This window comes from Nocardiopsis changdeensis, from assembly GCF_018316655.1.
In the GTDB taxonomy this organism is placed as follows: Bacteria; Actinomycetota; Actinomycetes; order Streptosporangiales; family Streptosporangiaceae; genus Nocardiopsis; species Nocardiopsis changdeensis.
Genome location: NZ_CP074133.1, coordinates 4185429 through 4203991 on the forward strand (window position 1 = coordinate 4185429; position 18563 = coordinate 4203991).

The following is an 18563-nucleotide window of genomic DNA, read 5'->3' on the forward strand; positions in this document are numbered from 1 at the left end:
CGACCCGGAACGTGCTCGAGATCGACCGAGAAGTACCAGCTTCCATGGCTCCGCTGCCTTAGCCGGGGACATGTCCGCTCCCCCACACCGGCAGCCCGGCATCCGCACCGCTTGTACACAGAACCAGACCCGAACACGACCACCACCTCCGAGCCCAGTCTCACCCCTGGCAACGGTGCTCAGAGAAGGCGAGAGCCAGGGGGCGATCACGGCACATTCGCGATCACAAAGCTCCCATTCCGAGGCCCGCACCTTCTCCGCTGTCAGATTCCGCGCTCACAGCAGTCCGGCGAATACTCCCTGCGCAGGTTCCGAAGACTCCAGAGACAGGCGTTGCCGACACGACGAGATGCGCTCCCTCACCCAGGCCCGAACAGCCCCCTGGTCATGGACCATGTCCAGCAGTTCTCGCGCCGCCCTTTGGGCCCCGTCCATCCAAGGGACAACGGGATCCTCCTCCAGGACAGCCGCGAAACGTTTCCGGGCCGCCGCGGTGTCCCCGGCCAGCGCCGCCACGACCCCCGCGTTCCACGCCTCCCACAGGAGCCCGCGCCCGACCGGCCGCCCCGCCATATGCCGCTCCACCGACTCCAGATCGACGAACCTGCACCGCAATTCCACTATCCGCTCCCGCGCAAGAAGAGCGAGATCCTCCGCGACCGGTGCGAACTGCCCATCGTCGCGGTAGTCCACGGTTCCGCTCAACCGCTCACCGACGTTGAAGGTGAAGTGGTCGACGTCCTGCCACAGCCACATCGCTCCGACGTGGAGCCCACTGCCCTGACTCCATTGAGGGGAAGGGAACTCCACGAGCCCCAGCCACCACCCACGGTCGTCCAACCACAACCGGGACCGGCCGCGCTGCCGAAGCCCCAGAGGACGAAGCCGAGCACGAGCCGCCACAGCTACCAGCCGCGATGCGGAGGAAACAGACGCCATGACGGCATTCTCCTTCCTTGTCAAGGTGACAGATACCCGGACGGCCCTGTCGAGAAAGGAAATTGTGCGTTGCGGGGGACAGAAGAGACCACACCCAGCTGGACCTTGCGAGGTGCCATCGGACGCCGCCAGGGGCCGGTGTGTGCTCCGTTCGTGCTCCACAGTTCTGGACCGGGGTGGCATCAGCGGGCAGCTCTTGATACGAAACGACAGCAGTGATCGGATGGGGTGGCATGAAACGGCACAGAATGACACGTGGCGGCACCGAACCAGCTAACTTCTAATCCGATGGCTCCGGACAACACTGAAGGAGCGCCCCTACTTCAGCCAGCCGCGTCATGGGAAATGGCCGGGGAAGACCACCAGTGCCAGGGCTGGGAGATGGTGGGGGAACAGGCCGCCGGAGCAGGCGCCGACATCGATCTTTGCTGCCGTTAACACCTGTCGGGGGTGAGGTAGACGATGGTCTTGTTCTCCAGAGCGAGCAGGGCTTGCCGAGTCCAGGCCCAGACGTCTTCGCGAAGGCGCTGGGATACCTGCTCAGGGGTGAACCAGCCGATGTCTCCGACCTCCGGATCCACCGGGCGCAGGTTCGCGGCACGTTCGGGTACAAGCACTCCACCGTCGAAGATGAACATGAGCAGGTCGTCCCAGGGATCGCGGGGCGGGGCCCACTCCACGCACAGCAGATCTCCCAGAACGAAGTCCAGACCGAGTTCTTCGCGTACCTCGCGCAGGGCGGCCTCGTGTGGGGATTCGTTGGCCTCGGCCGTGCCTCCGGGGAGGTCCCAGAAGGGTTTGTAGGTGGGATCGGCCAGCAGCAGGCGTCTTTGTTCGTCGTGCAGGACGACTTTGGCGGCGACGCGTTTGCGGGCCTGGAATCGGTTGCCCTCGGCAAGTGCGTGGCGCCAGGCTGCAGGGTCGCGAACGTAGAGGGGTTCCTCCGTCTTGTCGCCACCAGCCATGGTCTGCCCCTTTGTTCATTCACCCGCGCCGGTTCGAGGTCGGCATCGGCGGTCTGTCTACGGCTTTCTCCGTCTGGAACAGCGCAGTAGCGACTTTGGCAGCGTTCTGGCATGGACCGTCGTGTTCTCGGGCCCGAACCACCTTGGCGCAGTGTGATCCGCTCAGTGAGGGCGGGTGGCGGACATGAAGCGAGCGGAGTAGTAGGCGCCGGCGACAGGTTCGACGCGGATGGTCTGGCCGGAGGAGGGGGCGTGCACCATCTGGCCGTCGCCGACGTACATGGTGACGTGGGAGGGGGCCGGGCCGCTACCGGTGTCGTAGAAGAGCAGATCGCCCGGGGCGAGGACGTCGAGGTCGACGCGGGTGCCGGTGTTGACCTGGTCGGTGGTGACGCGGGGGATGGAGACTCCGGCGGCGTGCCAGGCCATCATGGTCAGCCCGGAGCAGTCGAAGCTGTCGGGACCGGTGCCGCCCCAGAGGTAGGGCTTGCCGACCTGGGCCAGCGCCCATTCGGCGGCGATGCGCCCCTGCTCGCTTCCCCCTGGTGGGACGGTGGAGGCGGTGAGCTGTTGGTAGTGCTCGATGTGGGCGAGCACGTTGTCGACGTAGGTGTCCCAGGGGTTGTAGCGGAACAGGGCGTCGTGGAGGTCTTGGGCGTCGGTGAAGTCGACCTGCTGCTCGGGGTGGCTGGTGCACAGCTCGATGGCGCTGGACCAGGTGGCGTCGTAGACGTTGTGGGGGTCGGCGCGGGTGTCGTTGTTGCCGTCGGCGCCGTGGTCGGCCCACCAGGCGGGCAGGAGCTGGGTGACGCCGACGGCGGCGTCGTAGGTGGTGTCGCCGTCCCAGCGCCCTTGGTCGGTGTCGTAGTGCGGGGTCCAGTTGTTGCCGACGCCGGTGCCGTCCAGTAGTGGGCCGATGATGGGTGGGTCGGTGTCGCCTGTGGGGGTGATGGTGCTTCCTGCGGCGTGGTGGGATTCCTCGTGGCCGATGCCCGCGAGGACGGGCCAGGTCAGCCCTGTGCAGCCCGGGTGGGTGTCGGCGAGGTGGGCCGCGGCGCGTTGGTAGGCGTCCAGCAGGACGGGGTGGATGCCCGGGACGGAGGTGATCGTCTCCTGCTCGGCCCTGTGGCGCTCCTCGTCGCCCATGCCGATGGCGGCGATCACGGACACCAGCAGGAAGAGTCCCGCGCTGATGCCCGCGACGAGTCTGGACACAGCCGGTCAGCGGGCCAGGTCGGCCAGGGTGCGCAGGTGGCCGGCCGCGTCGCCGGTGGTGCGCCAGACGGGCGCGGCTGGCCCCGGAGCCGTGAGCAGGTCCGAAGTGGTGACGTGGGTCTGCACCCAGGGGTCGGGGGCGGGCAGGGCCGTGCAGAGGCTGCTCAGCCGCCCTGGTGTGGGAACGACGAACAGCACGGTGGAACGCAGCTGGGTGCGTAGGGCCAGGTCACGGTAGCGGTCGAGCTTCTTCCCCAAGACGCGCAGGGCCTCGGTGCGGATGTCGTACTCCACGAAAGCGTCCAGGGCGGTGCCGTTCTGCCGCCAGCGCAGGTAGCCGTCCGGACGGATGCCGTCGGCTTCCCAGGCCCGTCGGCAGCGGGCCTCGGTCCACCAGCGTTCCAGGCGGGCTCCTGGTGTGGTGCGGGCTGCGGTGGTGAAGGAGACGTAGGTCTGGGCCAGGCCGGTGATGTGGTCGATCAACGGTGAGGTGCGCAGATGCCGGGGATGGACGATGCGGCGCGGGTCGATGCCCCGGTGGGCGGCCAGGGTGCGGGTGCCGCGTCGGCCGAGGATCCAGTGGTGGGGCATGGTCCAGCGGGCCGCACGTGGGGTGAAGCGTTCGATCTGCTGGTGGTCGGCGAGGGTCTTGAGGCGGCGTTGGACGGCGCGCACCCCTCCGCCTCTGGAGAAGAAGAGGGCGCCCAGTTGCGGGGTGGTCATGACGCGGTGGTCGTGCAGGGCGGCCAGGATGCGCAGGTCGCGTTCGGTGATGGTGATGCTCATCGGTGTTCGTCCTCTCCCTTGGCATGGCGCGGATCTGTGCGGGTGGCGCGGACCGGCGGGGCGTTGAAGCGTCGGGAGGCCTTGCGGATGTGGTGGGCGCGGCGGCGAACAGCCGGGGGCAGGGGCCGGGTGCGCAGGGTGGCGGGCGGGAGTTCGGTGGCTCCGCTCAGGGTGCGCAGGACCGCCTGATAGGCGCCGAGGTGGGAGAGGTCGTGGTCGTTCAGGTGCGGTCGGGTGTGCTGGTGCAGGTGGGCGGCGTCGGCCGGGGAGGTGTTGAAGAAGACCTTGGTGCGGCAGTTGGCGTCGACCGCCGCGCGGACCCGGGCGGGGAGTTGGCCGAGTTCTTGGTGGGCGAGAACCATGGCGGCCCGGTAACCGCGGGCTTCGGCGAGCATGTCGGTCAGGGAGCCGGGCAGGTGCAGGAAGGTGGCGGCTTCGTCGAGGTAGACGCAGGTGTCGCGACGGCGGCTTTCAGGGATCGCGGAGCGGCCGGCGATGGCGTGCCAGGCGGCGGCCAGGGCGAAGGTTCCGATGAGGGCGGTGGTGTTCTCGCCCAGGTGGCCTTTGGGCAGGCGCATGAGGATGAGTCCGCCGTGGTCGAGCAGGTGGGGCAGGTCGAGGGTGGCGGCTCCGGAGGCCAGGACCGTGCCGGCCCAGGGGCGCAGCAGGACGGTGCGGAGCTTGTTGAGGAGCGGGTCGGTGGCGGCGGCCTGCATCTGGGGGCTCTGGCGTTCGTACCAGGTCCAGAAGTCGGCGAGTGGCCGGGGCGGCCGGGCGGCGGTGAGGGCACGGTGGCGGAAGGCCGGGTCGGCGAGCAGGCGGGGGATGTCGCCGAGGTTGGCGTTGGGGTCGCCGGTGCGGGCGAGGGTGAGCAGGGCGGCGCGGGCGATGTCGTCGGTGCGCGGTCCCCAGGAGTCGGCGTGGATGCGCTGGAAGATCCCGGCGGCGGTGTCGGCGGCGAGGTCAGGGGCGCCCAGGGCCAGCGGGTTGAGCCGTGGGGGCGGTACCGGGTCGGCGGGGTCGAACACGACGGTGCGTCCCGCCGCGCTCTTGGGTAGGCGGTCGAGGATGTCGAGGATGAGGTCGCCGCGCGGGTCGATGACCAGGGCGCCGCGTCCGGCGTGGGCGTCCTGGAGGACCATGTGGGCGAGCAGGGTGGACTTGCCCGAGCCGGTCTTGCCCAGGATGTGAACGTGGTGGCGGGCTTCGGCGATACCGATGGCGAGGGGGCGTGCGGGCCCGGCGTCGGAGTCGCCGAGGACACGGCCGGAGCGGGGCAGGTGGGGGCTGGGTGCGAGGGTGCGGGCGGCGGCGCGGACCAGACCGGGGACGGCGGTGTCGGTGGGCAGGTGGGCGATGGCGGCGAGTTCGGTGGTGCTGAGCAGGTAGCCGCGGGCGAGGTGGCGGTGGTTCGCCCACAGGCCGGGGAAGGGCATCCAGCGGCGGGTCAGGGCGTTGAGGCCGGAGGTGTAGGCGGCCAGGGACGCGGTGATGCCCTGGGCGCGGGCGCGCAGGCGGCGCTCGGCTTGTTCACCCGCGTGTTCGGTGGTCAGGTGACAGCTGATCTGGCAGGCCAGGCGGGGTGTGGAGGCCTTGGTGAGGATGGCGCGGACGTCGTCGGTGATGCCGGGCGGACTAACGGTGTGGGTTCGGGGTTCGGTGAGCAGGCCGGGGTGGAGGCCGCGCAGGCGGGCGGCGGCGGTACGGGCGCCTGCGGCGCGGTGCGGGGAGGCGGGTCGGGCGCAGATGCGGACCAGGGCGTGCTGGCCGGGTGAGAGGTCGGCGAGTTCGCCCAGGAGGTTGCGGAGCGGGTCGTCGGTGAAGCGGGTGCGCAGGGGGTAGTGGTCGGCGCGGGCCATGCCGATCCAGCGGCCGAGGGTGCGGGTGCCGGTGGGCAGGGCGGTGGTGGCCGGGGTGAGGTGGGTGGTGGCTCCTGGCCAGTCGGCGGCCACGGCACGGGCGACGGCGTGGGCGTTGACGGTTCCGGGCACCCACAGGCGGATGCGGATCTCGGTGGCGGAGGCGATGTACTCCCAGGCCAGGTGGGGCGGGATCAGCCGGTGGTACCAGCGTGGCCGGACCAGGCCCAGGGTGTGGGTCCAGAAGGCGGCGGCGTGATCGAGGGTGGTCTGTGGCGGGGTGTGGATCTCCAGGAGTCGGGCGTTGCGGGCGAGGAAGAGGGTGCGGGCCAGGCGGGCGGTGAGCAGCAGCGCGGTCCACAGCACCGCGGCGCAGGCGGCGGTGGCGGCCAGGAGCGGCAGGTTCAGGGTGATGATCATCGGCTTCCCTCCGTGTCCGTGGCCTCGGTGGGGTCGGTGGTGATGAGGCGGTGTTCGACCGGTGAGGCCACAGCGCGGAACACGGTGCGGTGGCGCCCGGCGGCCAGCAGGGCGATGCCGCGTTCGGCGGTGGCGACGATGTGGCGTTCGCCGTGGGAGAGGTGGAAGGAGTCGCAGACCGCGTCGAGGTTCTGCGGTGCCTGGCGGAGCAGGATCTGGGTGGCGGCGTTGGCGGCGACGGCGCGGCCGAGGTCGGTGGCGAGCAGGTCGGCCACGTCCTGGGTGAGCAGGGTGAGTCCGACCCAGTGGCGGCGGGCGTTCTTGGCCAGGTCGAACACGTAGCGGGCGCCGACCGGGTCTTGGAGCAGGGTCCAGCCTTCGTCGATGACGATGAGTCGGGGTCTGCGGGTGGCGGGGTCGGTGATGCGGCGCCACAGGGCGTCCAGGACCAGCAGCAGTCCGACGGTGCGGAGTTCGGCGGGCAGGTGGCGCAGGGTCACCGTGGTGAGGTGGCCGGTGGGGTGCGCGGTGGTGGGGCCGTCGAGGAGGCCGCGGTGGGTGCCGTCGGTGAAGGCGGACAGGCGGTCGGCCAGGGAGCCGGCGTCCTTGGAGCTTTCGGCGTCGCGACGCAGGGCGGTGACCAGGTCGGACAGGACCGGCGGTGTGCGTTCCCAGGTGGCGGGGTCGGTGGCGGTGATGCCGTGGGCGGCGTAGGCAGTCGGGATCGCCCGGTTCAGGGCGGCGGTCTCCTGCGGGTCGGTGCTTCCGACCATGGCGGTGATCAGAGTGGTGAGGAACAGGGCCCGCTGGGTGAACGCCTGCTTCCCTCCCCCGGTGAGGTCGAAGGGATTGATGCGTCCCTCGGGCAGCCCGAGGGGGATGCGGGTTCCTCCAACGGCCGCGGTGAGGTGGGCGTATTCGTCGGTGGGGTCGATGACGACGGCCTGGACCCCGGTGTAGAGGGAGCGCAGGAGTTCGAGTTTGGCCAGGTAGGACTTTCCGGCTCCGCTGCGGGCGAGGACGACGGCGTTGTAGTTGTCCAGGCCTCCGTGGAACCGGTCCCACAGGACGACGCCGCCGGAGTGGGCGTTGGTGCCGTAGACGACGGCGGTGCGGCCGGTCGGTGCCTCCAGGTCGGCGCCGGCCAGGGGCATGAGGGCGGCCAGGGCGTCGGTGTCGACGCTGCGGCCCATGTTCAGGGCGTCGGTGCCCAGGGGCAGGGTGGAACGGATCCCCGCCCAGGGCCGGTAGACGGCCGGGGCGAGGTCGACCAGGACCGAGGCGGCCAGGGCGGACAGGCGGTGCACTTCGGCGTCGAGTTCGCGCGGGTCGGCGGCGTGGACGGTGATGTAGACGGCCAGGCGGAACATGCGGGTCTCCCCCGTGGCGACCCGGTCGGCCAGGTCCGCGGCGTCGGTGACGGCGGCCGCGCGGTGGGGGTCCTCCAGCAGGCCGCGCAGGGTGTCGGTGCGCCAGGCCGATTCCAGGCGGGCCCGGCGGTGGCGCAGGCGGCGCAGTGCCGCAGGTGCCGGGATCGGGGCCAGGTGCAGGGAGACGTCGGCGTCGCCGGGGTAGGTGAGCAGCGGATCGGCCCACCCGGCACGGACCTGGCGCGGGTAGCCGGTGACGATCATGGTCCGGGACAGGTGCCCATCGGTGTCCAGGTGGTAGGGGTGCAGGTGGATCTGCGGCGGGTGGTCGTTCATCGTTCCTCCGTGGTGGCCGCCTCGGTCGTGGCCGGTTCGCTGCCGGATTCTGCGGTGGCGGGGGCCGGGAAGGAGGTCAGGAGGAGCTGAACACCGGGCCCGTCATGGACGCGGACTCGCACACCCAGGGCGGCGAGTTGGGCGGCGATGTCGTGGGCGCGCAGGAGTAGGGCGTCGCCGTTCTGTTCCTCGGGGCCGCGGTGGGTGAGGACCAGCAGCACGCGGTGGTGGATGAGGTCGTGGTGGTGCTGGAGCGAGGCGAGGAAGACGGCATGGGCGCGGGCGGAGCGGCACAGGGCCTCGGGTAGCCGGTCCAGGTGGGAGCGCAACAGGCGCAGGTGGGGGTCCAGGTCGGTGCGGCGGCGCTGGATCAGGATCTGGATGGGTTCGGTCAGGGAGTCCAGGAGGGCGGCCCAGGCGGCGAGCATCCGGTCCTGGTCCTGGCCGGAGGCCAGGTGGAACGGGACGGTGGTGCACTCCAAAACCACGGCGCAGCGGTGTCGGTGGTCGATGACGCCGTCGGCGGCGATGGGCGGAAGCTCGGCGTCGGGGTCGCGGGTGCGCGGGCTGGTGTGCCAGCGGGCGGCCAGCCACAGACGGTGGTCCAGCCCGATGCCGTCGCGGCGGGTCCGGGAGAGCACCCAGGCGCAGCCGATGGGCACGGCGGCGGCAAGGACCGCGGAGATCGGGGACGTCAGGGCGGAGACGGTGGTGAAGAGCGCCCATCCGAGCAGGACGGCCGGGGCCATGATGAGGAGTTGGCGGGCGGTCAGGCCCCACAGGATCGGTTCGGGAACGTCGATGTCGGTGGGGATCTGCGCCTGCCAGGTGGACGGTTCGCGGTCCATGGCGGTTCTCCTCGGTGTGCGGGGCCGATGTGGGATCTACGCGGTGGCGGTCAGAAGCGGTGGCGTCCGGGCCGGGGCCACCAGCGGCGGCGCGGCCGCAGGGCGACCGGGGCCGAGTGCGGGGGCAGTGGCGGCCGCATTCCCGTGACGGGCCGCGTCGGCCTCCAGGGACGCCGTTCGGGCCGGTCCGTTTCCGATGGTTCCGGCCTGAGCCCTCCGTTTCGGGGCGGGATACGGTCCCATCCGAAGGCGTCCCGTGTTCGAAGTGGTTCGCGGTGCTGCGGTGGCCGGTGGTCGCGGGCGATCCAACGACGGGGCTCATGGCGGGGCTCGCCCGGCGCGTTCGGAGAACCCGGGGCGCTGCGGGGTGCGTGTGCCCGGGGCGGGCGAAGCCGTCCTGTGACCGGGACGGCCCTGAGGTGCGGCATGCCCGGCGCGGGCACCGTCCCGGGGCGCTCGCCCTGGCTGCGACGGTCAGGGAAGACCGTGTGGTGGAACCGGTCCGTCGTCCGGTCCAGAGTGCTGAAGCGCCAGGTGCGCACCCGTTGAGGTAGTTCGGTCGTCCGGTGGTGGTGCAGGTGGCGGACCGCTCGCAGGGCCCGTCCGGTCGGGCCGCCGCTGCTGCGCAGCGCAGTGCCCAGGGAAGCCGCTCCCCCACCGGCGGCCAGAGCGACCGCGCCCACGACGGCGGTGCGAACCAGGGACTTGGCCACCCCCGCTCCAGGGGTACGGCCGGCGGGCGACCCCACCGCCCGATAGGCCCAGAAGGGGATGCGGATCTGCACGTAGACCAGGCCCAGGAGCAGGAAGAGGTCGAAAAGGTTCGCCTCGCCCGCGACGATGTCCCCCATTCCGAACAGGGCCTGGGAGTCCGCGCCGAAGAAGATCTCGGACAGGGCGGTGAAGGCGATCGCCTGCGCGATCGGCACCAGGCACACCGCGCCCAGGGCACGCCACCACATCTGCGCGAGCGCGTTGGTCTGCGGCAAGGCGTGGAAGGCGAGCATCAGCGGGCCGCCGACCATGAGCAGAACGACGATGAGGATGCGGACGATCTCCACCAGCACCCACAGCACCAGCAGCACGACGAAGACCAGCAGGAACAGGACCACCGCCGTGGTCTCCTCGGCCAGCATGGGGAAGACCGTGCCATCGAGCCCGTAGACGGCCTTCTTCACGGCCGCGCCGTCCTCGGTGACGGCCCGGGCGATGTCGGTGGAGGCTCCGGCGGCCAGCCCCACCACGCTCAGCGAGGCGTTGCCCGCGACCCACCCCACCACCAGCCGCGGCAGCACCTGGCGGACCCCGGTCTGGGCCTGTAGCCCGTGGTGGGCCATCACCACGAACCCGGCGGCCAGGACCAGCAGGGAGTAGAGGATGTTGGCGGTGGTGGCCATGGTCTGCCACACCTGGGTGATCCCCGCGGTGGGTCCGGGGGTGGTGAACAGGTGGCCGGCGAGCCAGAGCAGAAGCGGATCGAGGACGTCCAGCACCAGGTCGTGGAACCACCGGGTGATGTGGCAGGACACCTCCAGTGCGCCGCAGTCGAAGACCTCGGCGTGTTCCTGTGGCTGGTCGGTGGCGATGCCATCGGGTGCGGGCTCGCGCAGAGTGCGCATCAGTACTCGTACTCCGTGACGTATTCCAGGGCCATGAGCAGGGCCTCGCCGCACAGGGCGATGAGGTAGCCGATCCCGGCTCCGGATAGGGCGCGCTTGGCGCGGTCTATCTCGCCGGGGTCGCCTCCGGCGGCGGTCCAGCGCAGTCCGGCGACCACGGTGAAGAGCACCGCCACGGACAGGGCGAGGGCTTGGCCCAGGCGGGTCAGGCGGCGCACCACGTCGCGCAGGTGCCCGGCGTAGGCGCCGGCCCCATCGGCCCAGGCAGTGGCCAGATCTCCCAGCAGCAGGGCCGGGCCCAGGAGCAGGGCCACGGTCACGGCCGTGGGCCGGACCCATTTCCGGTGTGGTGGTGTGCTCCGTCGTCGGTTCGCCATCTCGCCCCCTTGTGGACGAACGTGGAGTAAGGAAGAAGGGGGATGTGAGAAGGCGGGCGGCTGTGCGTCTCCCGCCTTCTCCGGGTGATGCACCTCAGGCGACCAGCAGCAGGGATTCGGTGGACAGGCGGCCGGAGCGGATCGCCTCGGTGAGGCGTTTCTCGGCGCGGGCGCGGCGTTTGACCAGGCTCCAGTAGCTGGCTCGGCGTTCGGCGGCCAGGTGGGTCAGCGGGAGGTGCTCCAGGCGGGTGCGGTTGATGACCTCGGCCTCGTCGGCGGTGAGGACGCCCGCGCGGACCGCGCGGGCCAGGACCTGGTCGGGGTTGCCCGCGGGGGTGGCTCGCGGTTCGGGCCGGGGAGTGGCGGGGTGCTGGGCGAAGGCGTCCTTGCGGGCGCGGATCCCGGCGCGGCGGGCGCGGCAGCACAGCGTCCAGGGCAGGCGGTTCCAGGTGGTGTCGGCGGCGCGTACTGCGACGACGAAGGCCAGGAGCATCTCCTCCTGGACGTCCTGGGCGTGGTGGGGGTCCAGGCCGCGGCACAGGCGGCGGGCGCAGACCTTCAGAGCGGGCATGGCCATGCCGAGGGCGGCCACCATCCACTCCTCGTGTTCCTGGGCGCGGGCGACCAGGCGGCGCCAGAGGCGGTCGCGGACCTGGCGGGCGATGGTGCCCGACAGCAGCAGGTTCCGCAGTTGCAGCGCGGTGGTGGGGCGCACGGTGGTGTACGCGGCGATCTGGTCGATGAGTTCGGCCAGGTCGAGATCCAGGCGCAGGAACTCGTGCTCCACGGTGGCCAGCGGTCCGGTGGTCATGGTTCGTCTCCCGTGGTCTCGGGTGATCAGGACGAGGACCACGAAAAACGGGGTGGCTGACGCGCGACGGGCAGCGGGCCGACGGAGCGCGAACAGTGAGCGGGCGGTCGGCTCACCGGCCGCTGACCGGAAAGACCCGTTCGGCGGACAGTGTCTGTCAGGCACGCTGACAGCCCACAGGCCCACCTGCGCAACGTTCCACCGGAAGCATCGTTGACCTGTGATGACATCCCTTGTCAGCTCACGGTGGCCGCTTTCGGTCAGCGCTCACGCAGGGCTGACCGGTGCGAGGACCCGGCGTTGACCCAAGAGTTACGCCTTTTCTCTCGGTGCCCGCTACGGATCAGAACGCGACGCCGGAGGAGCGCATGTTCTTCACGGGTACGGGTGAGGGCTTCATCATTCTCGAACAGCGGGACCCGGTCCTTCCTTGGGAGGTACGCCAGGGCACGGACGGGCTCGGCCTCGAAGGCTGGCGTCACCTCTGTTCTCTCGACAACCGGCGGTGGTTGCGCGCACCGAAGCCGGGGGCGGGCATTCCGCTTGGAACTGCTCCCGTGCGACCGTCCGCTCCCTTTTCGCACCGCACCGGCTGTGCGCGGCATGCCCGGACTCCCCGCCATACCGCGTCGGGATCCGGGGGTGGGGCCCGGGAAGCCACCACAGGGTTCGGCGGTGGTCCTCCGGTCGTCTGTGCGTCCTGGCCGCGCGCCGAGACGTCTATGCCTCGGACGAGGCCGTTCGCTCCGAGGCGGCGTCCAGGTGGCGCCACCGCACCGGGTCGTGATGGCGCCGGGCCGCGTCGGGATCCGGCTCCCGGGCGGGCAGAGCCCCGCGGTCGGCGCACTCCAGGACCAGCATCTCCTGGTCTCCGGGGTCGCAAGCGTAGTCCACCGGCTCCACCCGCGAGGCGATCCCGTACCCGGCCAGGGCCTCCCGCATCTCCTCCAGCGCCGGGTAGCGCCGGAAGCGCGTGTGCAGGAACAGCGGGTACAGGCGCACCTGCCACCGGGATACCCGTACCAGCTCCAGCAGGGCCTCGCGGTGGAAGTCCTCGTCCATCTGCTCCCCGTAGGAGAACAGCAGGTGGGAACTGAGCACCAGGTCGAAGGAGCGGTCGGGGAAGGGCAGGTGGGGAAGGGAGCCCTCGACGTAGCGGTCCGGCCTGGCCGCGATGTCGCGGGCGAACGCGCGCGCCGCCTCCGAGCGCATCCGCGTGTACTGCTCGGGGCCCTCGAACCAGGTCCACACGAAGTCGGCGTCGCCGTCGACCAGTTCGGTGTGCCTGTGCTCGATCTCCCGCAGCGCCAGTTCGCCCAGTCGACCGCGGTCGGCCCCGTACTGGGGGTCCACGGCCACGGCGTCCGTGCCGCGGGCCCCGGCCTCCGCCACGAAGCCGGCCGCGCCGCCCGGACAGTCCAGGATCCGCAGGGACAGGTCGTGCTCGGTGAGGGCGAACATCGCCCGGTACTCCTCGAAGGAGCGTGCGCTGATGAACACGGCCTCAGCCCCTCCCTCTCGGGGACTGCTGCGGCGGTGGCGCGATCCGGTTCTGCAAGGGCCCTCCAGAGTGGTGTGCTCGTCGGGCTCCGGACACGTGGCCCGGCCCGAGAGAGCCGTACCCGCCGCCGTTCCCGAGGGCACCGCGCCGACCACAGACGGTCGTGAAGGATGGGTGGGACAGGCCGGAAAAGGGACAGAGGAAACACCCGCCCTGGACTCGGCCGCACCGAAAGTCGCTCTGCGGCCCCGCCGCATCGTCGCCGGGCGGGTGGAGCTCATCGACACCGACCTTGGGCGCCCCGCGCCTGCACGGACCCGCTCTGCCCGCGCGGCACCTCCGGATGGTGAGGGTGAGGACGGCGACGCTACAGCGGGCGAGAGGCGCCCGGCTCGTTTCGCCCACCGCTTCGCACCGCCGGGCGGTGGACCGCTCCGGTGTCGTGCTTCCCCGGCACCGGTCTTTTGCACCTGCCCGAACATCCCCTTCTTTCACGGTGAACGGCCGAACCGTGAAAATCGGCGTCCGGTCCCCCATCGCCCATTCAAGGGGCGTGATCACCGGAAATGAAGCCCCCGGGAATGTCGACAAAGTTTGGCCTTTCAGCACCACGGGCAAAAGCAGTTTCCCCCGGATTGTTGCTTTATGTCGGATTCGAAAGCTGAATCGGGGGCCGGTGCGCACGAGGCGCACGACGCCGGGCCCCTCAGGAGCACAAGGGGAACACATGGACATGACGCGTACCGCCACGGCCGCTGCCGCGACCCTGGTCTTCGGCACCGCACTCGCCCTGGGCACCGCCGCGCCGGCCTTCGCGGAGGACCCGGTCCCGCCGACGGGGCCGGATGTGGACTGCCCGGACGTCACCGAGCGCAACTTCGAGGTCAGCCCGGGGGACCCGCACAACTTCGACGCCGACGAGGACGGCATCGGTTGTGAGGAGGGCGACGACATGGGCGGGGAGTCCGACGACACCGAGAACGACGGCACAGAGGAGACCTCCGACGACACCACGGACGAGACCGCCGATGACGCCTCGGAGGAGCCCGACGACACGACCGAGGAGGAGCCGAGCGGGGACGAGGAGACCCCGGTCGGCGGTGTCGACACCGGGGCCGGGGGGACCGCCGACGGCGGCTCCGACTTCTGGCTGATCACCGCGGGCGGCGTCCTCGTCGCGGCCGCGGTGGGCGGGATCGTCGTGGCCCGCAGGCCGGGGCACGAAGGCTGATGGGCCGCCACACGCGGCCCGACCGCCGCGGCGATTCCAGCGCCGCGGCGGTCACGGCGGCGTACGCGGGGATCGGTGTCGCGCTCCTGACGGTGGGGCTGGGCCAGACCTTCGCCCCTCCCCCGCCGTCCTTCGCAGTGGGCGCGCCGGCCCCCGAGGCCCCGGTCCGGGCGGGCGCCTCGGCGCAGGCCGAGGCCCCCACAGCATTGGGGAGGTCGGCTCCGATGTCCCTGACCGCTCCGGCGATCGGCCTGCGCACCTCGCACATGGTGGAACTCGGCCTGAGCCACGACCGCCGCCTCGAGGCCCCGGAGGAGTGGGACGCCGTCGGATGGTACTCGCGGGGCGCCGCGCCCGGCCAGGAGGGCCCCGCCGTGCTGGCGGGCCACCTGGACTCCCCCACCGGGCCGGCCGTCTTCCACCGGCTGGACGGGCTGCGGGAGCAGGACACCGTCTCGGTCGAACGCGCCGACGGCACCGTGGTGGACTTCGCCGTCTACGCGGTGGAGCGCCACGCCAAGGACGACTTCCCGACGGAGGAGGTCTACGGGGACACCGAACGCCCCGAGCTGCGGCTCATCACGTGCGGCGGTGACTTCGACGCCGCCACCGGCCACTACACGGACAACGTCGTGGTCTTCGCCGCCCTCGTGGAGGCCGCGGAGCCCGCCGGGGACGCCAGGGACGCCGGGGTGCCCGCAACGGACCCCGTCACGGAATGACGGCGCGCTCACTCGCGCCCGCGCACTCCTGCGACCTGCGACGAGGCCCCGTCCCGGTACCGGGACGGGGCCTCGTCGTGTGTGACCGCAGTCATTGTTGACAGTGCATACATCAGGCGCCTACGCTCATGTGAGCACCGCACACATCAGCTGTTCGAGGAGATGCCCGATGTCACCGAACCCGCAGGACACGGTCGAGGTCGACCTCGGCGGCCGCACGGTCGCCGTTCCCAGGGGCGGCCTGTACGACCGCTACCGGATGGACACCGACCTGGAGGAGGTCGCCCGCGATCCGCGTGTCAGCGGCGTCGACTTCTTCCGCCGGCTGCCCAAGACCAGGGTCGAGTCGCCCATCGGCCCGACGCTCACGCCGAACTTCTACTACCGGATCTCCACGGCCCGGGTCACGATGCTCGCCCGGTCCCGCGCGCTCCGCTCCCGCCTGCCCGCGGAGCTGGACCCGCTGGAGGTCGCACCCGGCCTCGGCCTGGCCTCGGTCGTGTTCTTCCGCTACGACGTGTGCGACATCGACTTCTACACCGAGGCCGCCGTCGCGATCCCGGTCCGGCCCGCCCGGCACGGCCGCCTCGGGTTCGTCGACCTCGCCTGGGGCCTCAAGAACGACGACCTCCACGCCTACGTCCTGTCCCTGCCGGTCAGCAGCGACATCGCCCGGGTCCGCGGGCACGACGGCTACGGCTTCCCCAAGTGGGTCACCGGCCTCGACGTCGACATCGACGCCGACCGGACCACCGCCCGGGTCCTCGACGACGCCGGCGGGGACGACCTGACGCTGTCGGCGCCCACGCCCGCCCAGACCGCGTACCCGTCCGGTGAGCGGGTCTCGACGCTCACCTCCTACACGACGATCGGCGGCGCCTGGCACGCCACCCTGAACCAGACCAACGTGCTCTCGGCGGGCGGCACCCGCTCGCCGCGCGGACTCGTCCTCAAGGCGGGCCGCGGCCGCATGTCCGACGACCTGCGCTCGCTCGACCCGATCCGGACGCTCCGGCTCGACGTCACCACCGAGGGCCAGGCCGCGCTGCACATGCCGGTGCCGGTCTCGGTTCCGGACCGCCGGCGCGGAGACGGGAGGGGACGGCGATGACCGACACCACCCCGGTGGCCGGGCCGGGAACGCCCGGTCCCGAGACGGCCCCGGCCGCACCGCTCGCTCCGCCGACCAGCCGGGGGCACCGGAGCACCGCCGTGACCACCGTTCCCCTCACCCCGGTACCGCCGACCGCCGACGGGCCCGGGCTGCCGCCGACGCTGACCCCGGCCCTGCTCCGGCGGCTGACCGCCCGCGTCGCGGCCGCCCCGGACGCCGACCGGGTGACCACCACCGCCCCCTACACCGGCGGCCCGCTGGCGGACCTGCCGGTCTCCGCGCCCGCGGACGTCGAGGCGGCGTTCGCGCGGGCCCGCATCGCCCAGGAGGCATGGGCCGCGACCACGCCGCGCGAGCGCAGGCGGATCATGCTGCGCTTCCACGACCTGGTCATCGAGCGCCGCGACGAGGCGCTGGACCTGATGCAGGCCGAGAACGGCAAGACCCGCCGGGACGCCTGCCTGGAGGTCACCGACATCGCGCTGACCGCCCGGTACTACGCGCACAGCGCGGCGGGGCTGTTGGCTCCCAAGCGGCGCCGCGGCGCGATGCCTCTGCTGACCCGCACCACCGAGCTGCGCCACCCCAAGGGCGTCGTCACCGTCATCTCACCGTGGAACTACCCGCTGAGCATGGCCGCGGGCGACGCGATCCCCGCCCTGATGGCGGGCAACGCCGTCGTCCAGAAGCCCGACACCCAGACCGCCCTGACCGCGCTGTGGGCCCTGGACCTGATGCACGAGGCGGGTCTGCCCGCCGGCGTGTGGCAGATGGTGGTCGGCCGCGGGAGCTCCATCGGCGGGGTGCTCATGGACAACGCCGACTACGTGATGTTCACCGGGTCCACCGCGAGCGGGCGCCGGATCGCCCGCGACGCCGGGGAGCGCCTGATCGGCGCCTCCCTGGAGCTGGGCGGCAAGAACGCCATGGTCGTGCTGGACGACGCCGACCTCGGCCGCGCCGTGGACGGGGCGATCGCGGCGGCGTTCCCCTCGGCCGGTCAGCTGTGCGTCTCGATCGAGCGCATGTACGTGGCCGACGCCCTCTACGACGCGTTCGTCGCCGAGTTCGCCGCCCGGACCAGGGCGCTGCGGGTGGGGGCCGGGTACGACTACGGCTACGACGTCGGCAGCCTCACCACCCCGGCCCAGCTGGAGACGGTCACCGCGCACGTGGCGGACGCCGTCGCCAAGGGGGCGACCGTGCTGGCGGGCGGCCGGGCGCGGCCGGACCTGGGGCCGCTGTTCCACGAGCCGACCGTCCTCGCCGGCGTCACCCCGGAGATGGCACTGTACGCCCAGGAGACCTTCGGGCCGGTCGTGTCGGTCTACCGGTACCACGACGTCGACGAGGCGGTGGCCCGGGCCAACGCCACCCCCTACGGGCTCAACGCCAGCGTGTGGAGCGGCAGCGGGGCCCGGGGGCGGGCGGTGGCCGCCCGGCTGCACGCCGGGACGGTCAACGTCAACGAGGCCTTCGCGGCCGCCTGGGGCAGCATCGACGCGCCGATGGGAGGCATGGGCGACTCGGGGCTGGGCCGCCGCCACGGCGCCGAGGGCATCCTCAAGTACACCGAGCCGCAGACGGTCGCGCACCAGCGCCTGCTGGGGTTCACCCCGCCCGCCGGGGTTCTCCTACCGGACCTGGGCCCAGGGCCTGACGGTCGCGCTGAAGGCGATGAGGCGCCTGGGCATGCGCTGAGGCGCGGCGGTTCCCGCCGACGGAGGGCGGCGCCGGCTTTCAAAGGCCAGCGCCGCCCTCCGTCACGCCGTCGCCCCCCGCATCGCGGCGGAGGCCGTGAGCAGCGCCCGGACGGCCTCCCGGACCCGGTCGGCGACCGCCCCGGGGTCGTCGGCGTCGAGTTTGCCGTCCAGGTGGAGGAACGCCAGGCCGTGGACGAACGACCACACCCCGACGGAGAGCGCCTCGGGGTCGGCCCCGGGGAAGACCCCGTGGACGATGCCGTGGACGTACTCCCAGATCGCGGCGGTCGCGGCGACCCGTTCCTCGCTGTCGGGATCGCAGGGCTCGGCGAACATCGCGCGGAACAGGGCCGGGCGCTCCAGCGCGAAGCGGACGTAGGCGATGGCGATCTCGGCCAGGTCGTCCGGGGTCCGGGGCGCGGGGTGGGCTCCGGCGAGGTACTCGGCGAGTTCGCGGTACCCCTGGGCTGCGACCGCGGAGACGAGCGCGTCGCGGTCGGCGAAGTGGCGGTAGGGGGCCGTGGCCGACACCCCGGCCCGCCGGGCCACCGCCCGCAGGGACAGCGCGGCTCCGCCGTCCTCCTCGAGCAGTTCCCGGGCCGCGCGCAGACAGGCGGCCCGCAGGTCGCCGTGGTGGTACTTGCTGTTCGCTTGCGACACGGATCACGCTCCCTCATGTTTACAGTGCCCACATCCTCCCCCTAATGTGAGCATTGCACACATCATATGCGCACCCGAGGAAAGAGG

At 71.8% G+C, this 18563-nt stretch carries 15 protein-coding genes and 1 pseudogene; 4 read left to right on the forward strand and 12 right to left on the reverse strand.

The features are described from left to right. Window positions 1–276: 276 nt before the first annotated feature. The 11 genes from KGD84_RS19305 to KGD84_RS19355 form a co-directional block, all read right to left on the reverse strand. Window positions 277–756, reverse strand: coding sequence for a hypothetical protein (locus KGD84_RS19305; protein ID WP_220561818.1), 480 nt, complete (start codon window positions 754–756; stop codon window positions 277–279). Between the two features lie 617 nt (window positions 757–1373). Then, complete coding sequence (locus KGD84_RS19310) at window positions 1374–1904, reverse strand: NUDIX domain-containing protein (RefSeq protein WP_220561819.1); 531 nt, start codon at window positions 1902–1904, stop codon at window positions 1374–1376. A 162-nt stretch (window positions 1905–2066) separates the two neighbouring features. Continuing rightward, window positions 2067–3119 carry a C40 family peptidase gene (locus tag KGD84_RS19315; RefSeq protein ID WP_255646662.1) on the reverse strand — a complete coding sequence of 351 codons (1053 nt, stop codon included), beginning with the start codon at window positions 3117–3119 and terminating at the stop codon, window positions 2067–2069. Between the two features lie 6 nt (window positions 3120–3125). After that, a complete protein-coding gene (locus tag KGD84_RS19320; protein WP_220561820.1) occupies window positions 3126–3905 on the reverse strand; it encodes a replication-relaxation family protein in 780 nt (259 codons plus the stop codon). After that, a complete protein-coding gene (locus tag KGD84_RS19325; protein WP_255646663.1) occupies window positions 3902–6184 on the reverse strand; it encodes a type IV secretory system conjugative DNA transfer family protein in 2283 nt (760 codons plus the stop codon). Before KGD84_RS19325 ends, KGD84_RS19320 begins: the two co-directional genes overlap by 4 nt. Next, the gene (locus tag KGD84_RS19330) at window positions 6181–7890 is read right to left on the reverse strand and encodes a VirB4 family type IV secretion system protein (protein ID WP_220561821.1); all 1710 of its coding nucleotides are present in this window, start codon (window positions 7888–7890) and stop codon (window positions 6181–6183) included. The genes KGD84_RS19325 and KGD84_RS19330 overlap by 4 nt, the downstream gene beginning before the upstream one ends. Continuing rightward, window positions 7887–8738: a PrgI family protein gene (locus KGD84_RS19335; RefSeq protein ID WP_220561822.1), complete on the reverse strand. Its 852-nt coding sequence runs from the start codon at window positions 8736–8738 to the stop codon at window positions 7887–7889. Before KGD84_RS19335 ends, KGD84_RS19330 begins: the two co-directional genes overlap by 4 nt. 50 nt (window positions 8739–8788) lie before the next feature. Further along, window positions 8789–10357, reverse strand: coding sequence for a hypothetical protein (locus KGD84_RS19340; RefSeq protein WP_220561823.1), 1569 nt, complete (start codon window positions 10355–10357; stop codon window positions 8789–8791). Next, window positions 10357–10734, reverse strand: a complete 378-nt coding sequence (locus KGD84_RS19345; RefSeq protein WP_220561824.1) for a pilin — start codon at window positions 10732–10734, stop codon at window positions 10357–10359. The genes KGD84_RS19340 and KGD84_RS19345 overlap by 1 nt, the downstream gene beginning before the upstream one ends. A 94-nt stretch (window positions 10735–10828) precedes the next feature. Next, window positions 10829–11545: a hypothetical protein gene (locus tag KGD84_RS19350; RefSeq protein WP_220561825.1), complete on the reverse strand. Its 717-nt coding sequence runs from the start codon at window positions 11543–11545 to the stop codon at window positions 10829–10831. 720 nt (window positions 11546–12265) lie between these two features. Then, window positions 12266–13045 carry a methyltransferase domain-containing protein gene (locus KGD84_RS19355; RefSeq protein WP_220561826.1) on the reverse strand — a complete coding sequence of 260 codons (780 nt, stop codon included), beginning with the start codon at window positions 13043–13045 and terminating at the stop codon, window positions 12266–12268. Window positions 13046–13773: 728 nt separating this feature from the next. Here KGD84_RS19355 and KGD84_RS19360 point away from each other — a divergent pair. The 4 genes and pseudogenes from KGD84_RS19360 to KGD84_RS19375 form a co-directional block, all read left to right on the forward strand. After that, on the forward strand, window positions 13774–14277 hold the full coding sequence (locus KGD84_RS19360; protein ID WP_220561827.1) for a hypothetical protein: 504 nt from the start codon (window positions 13774–13776) through the stop codon (window positions 14275–14277). Next, window positions 14277–14999, forward strand: a complete 723-nt coding sequence (locus tag KGD84_RS19365; protein WP_220561828.1) for a class F sortase — start codon at window positions 14277–14279, stop codon at window positions 14997–14999. The genes KGD84_RS19360 and KGD84_RS19365 overlap by 1 nt, the downstream gene beginning before the upstream one ends. Before the next feature lie 169 nt (window positions 15000–15168). Continuing rightward, on the forward strand, window positions 15169–16110 hold the full coding sequence (locus KGD84_RS19370) for an acetoacetate decarboxylase family protein (RefSeq protein ID WP_220561829.1): 942 nt from the start codon (window positions 15169–15171) through the stop codon (window positions 16108–16110). Further along, window positions 16107–17684 (forward strand): annotated as a pseudogene (locus KGD84_RS19375) (succinic semialdehyde dehydrogenase); the annotation flags it as partial. The gene KGD84_RS19370 and the pseudogene KGD84_RS19375, both read left to right, overlap by 4 nt. 192 nt (window positions 17685–17876) lie before the next feature. Here the strand turns inward: KGD84_RS19375 and KGD84_RS19380 are convergent. Next, complete coding sequence (locus KGD84_RS19380; protein WP_220561830.1) at window positions 17877–18476, reverse strand: TetR/AcrR family transcriptional regulator; 600 nt, start codon at window positions 18474–18476, stop codon at window positions 17877–17879. Window positions 18477–18563: the final 87 nt, after the last annotated feature.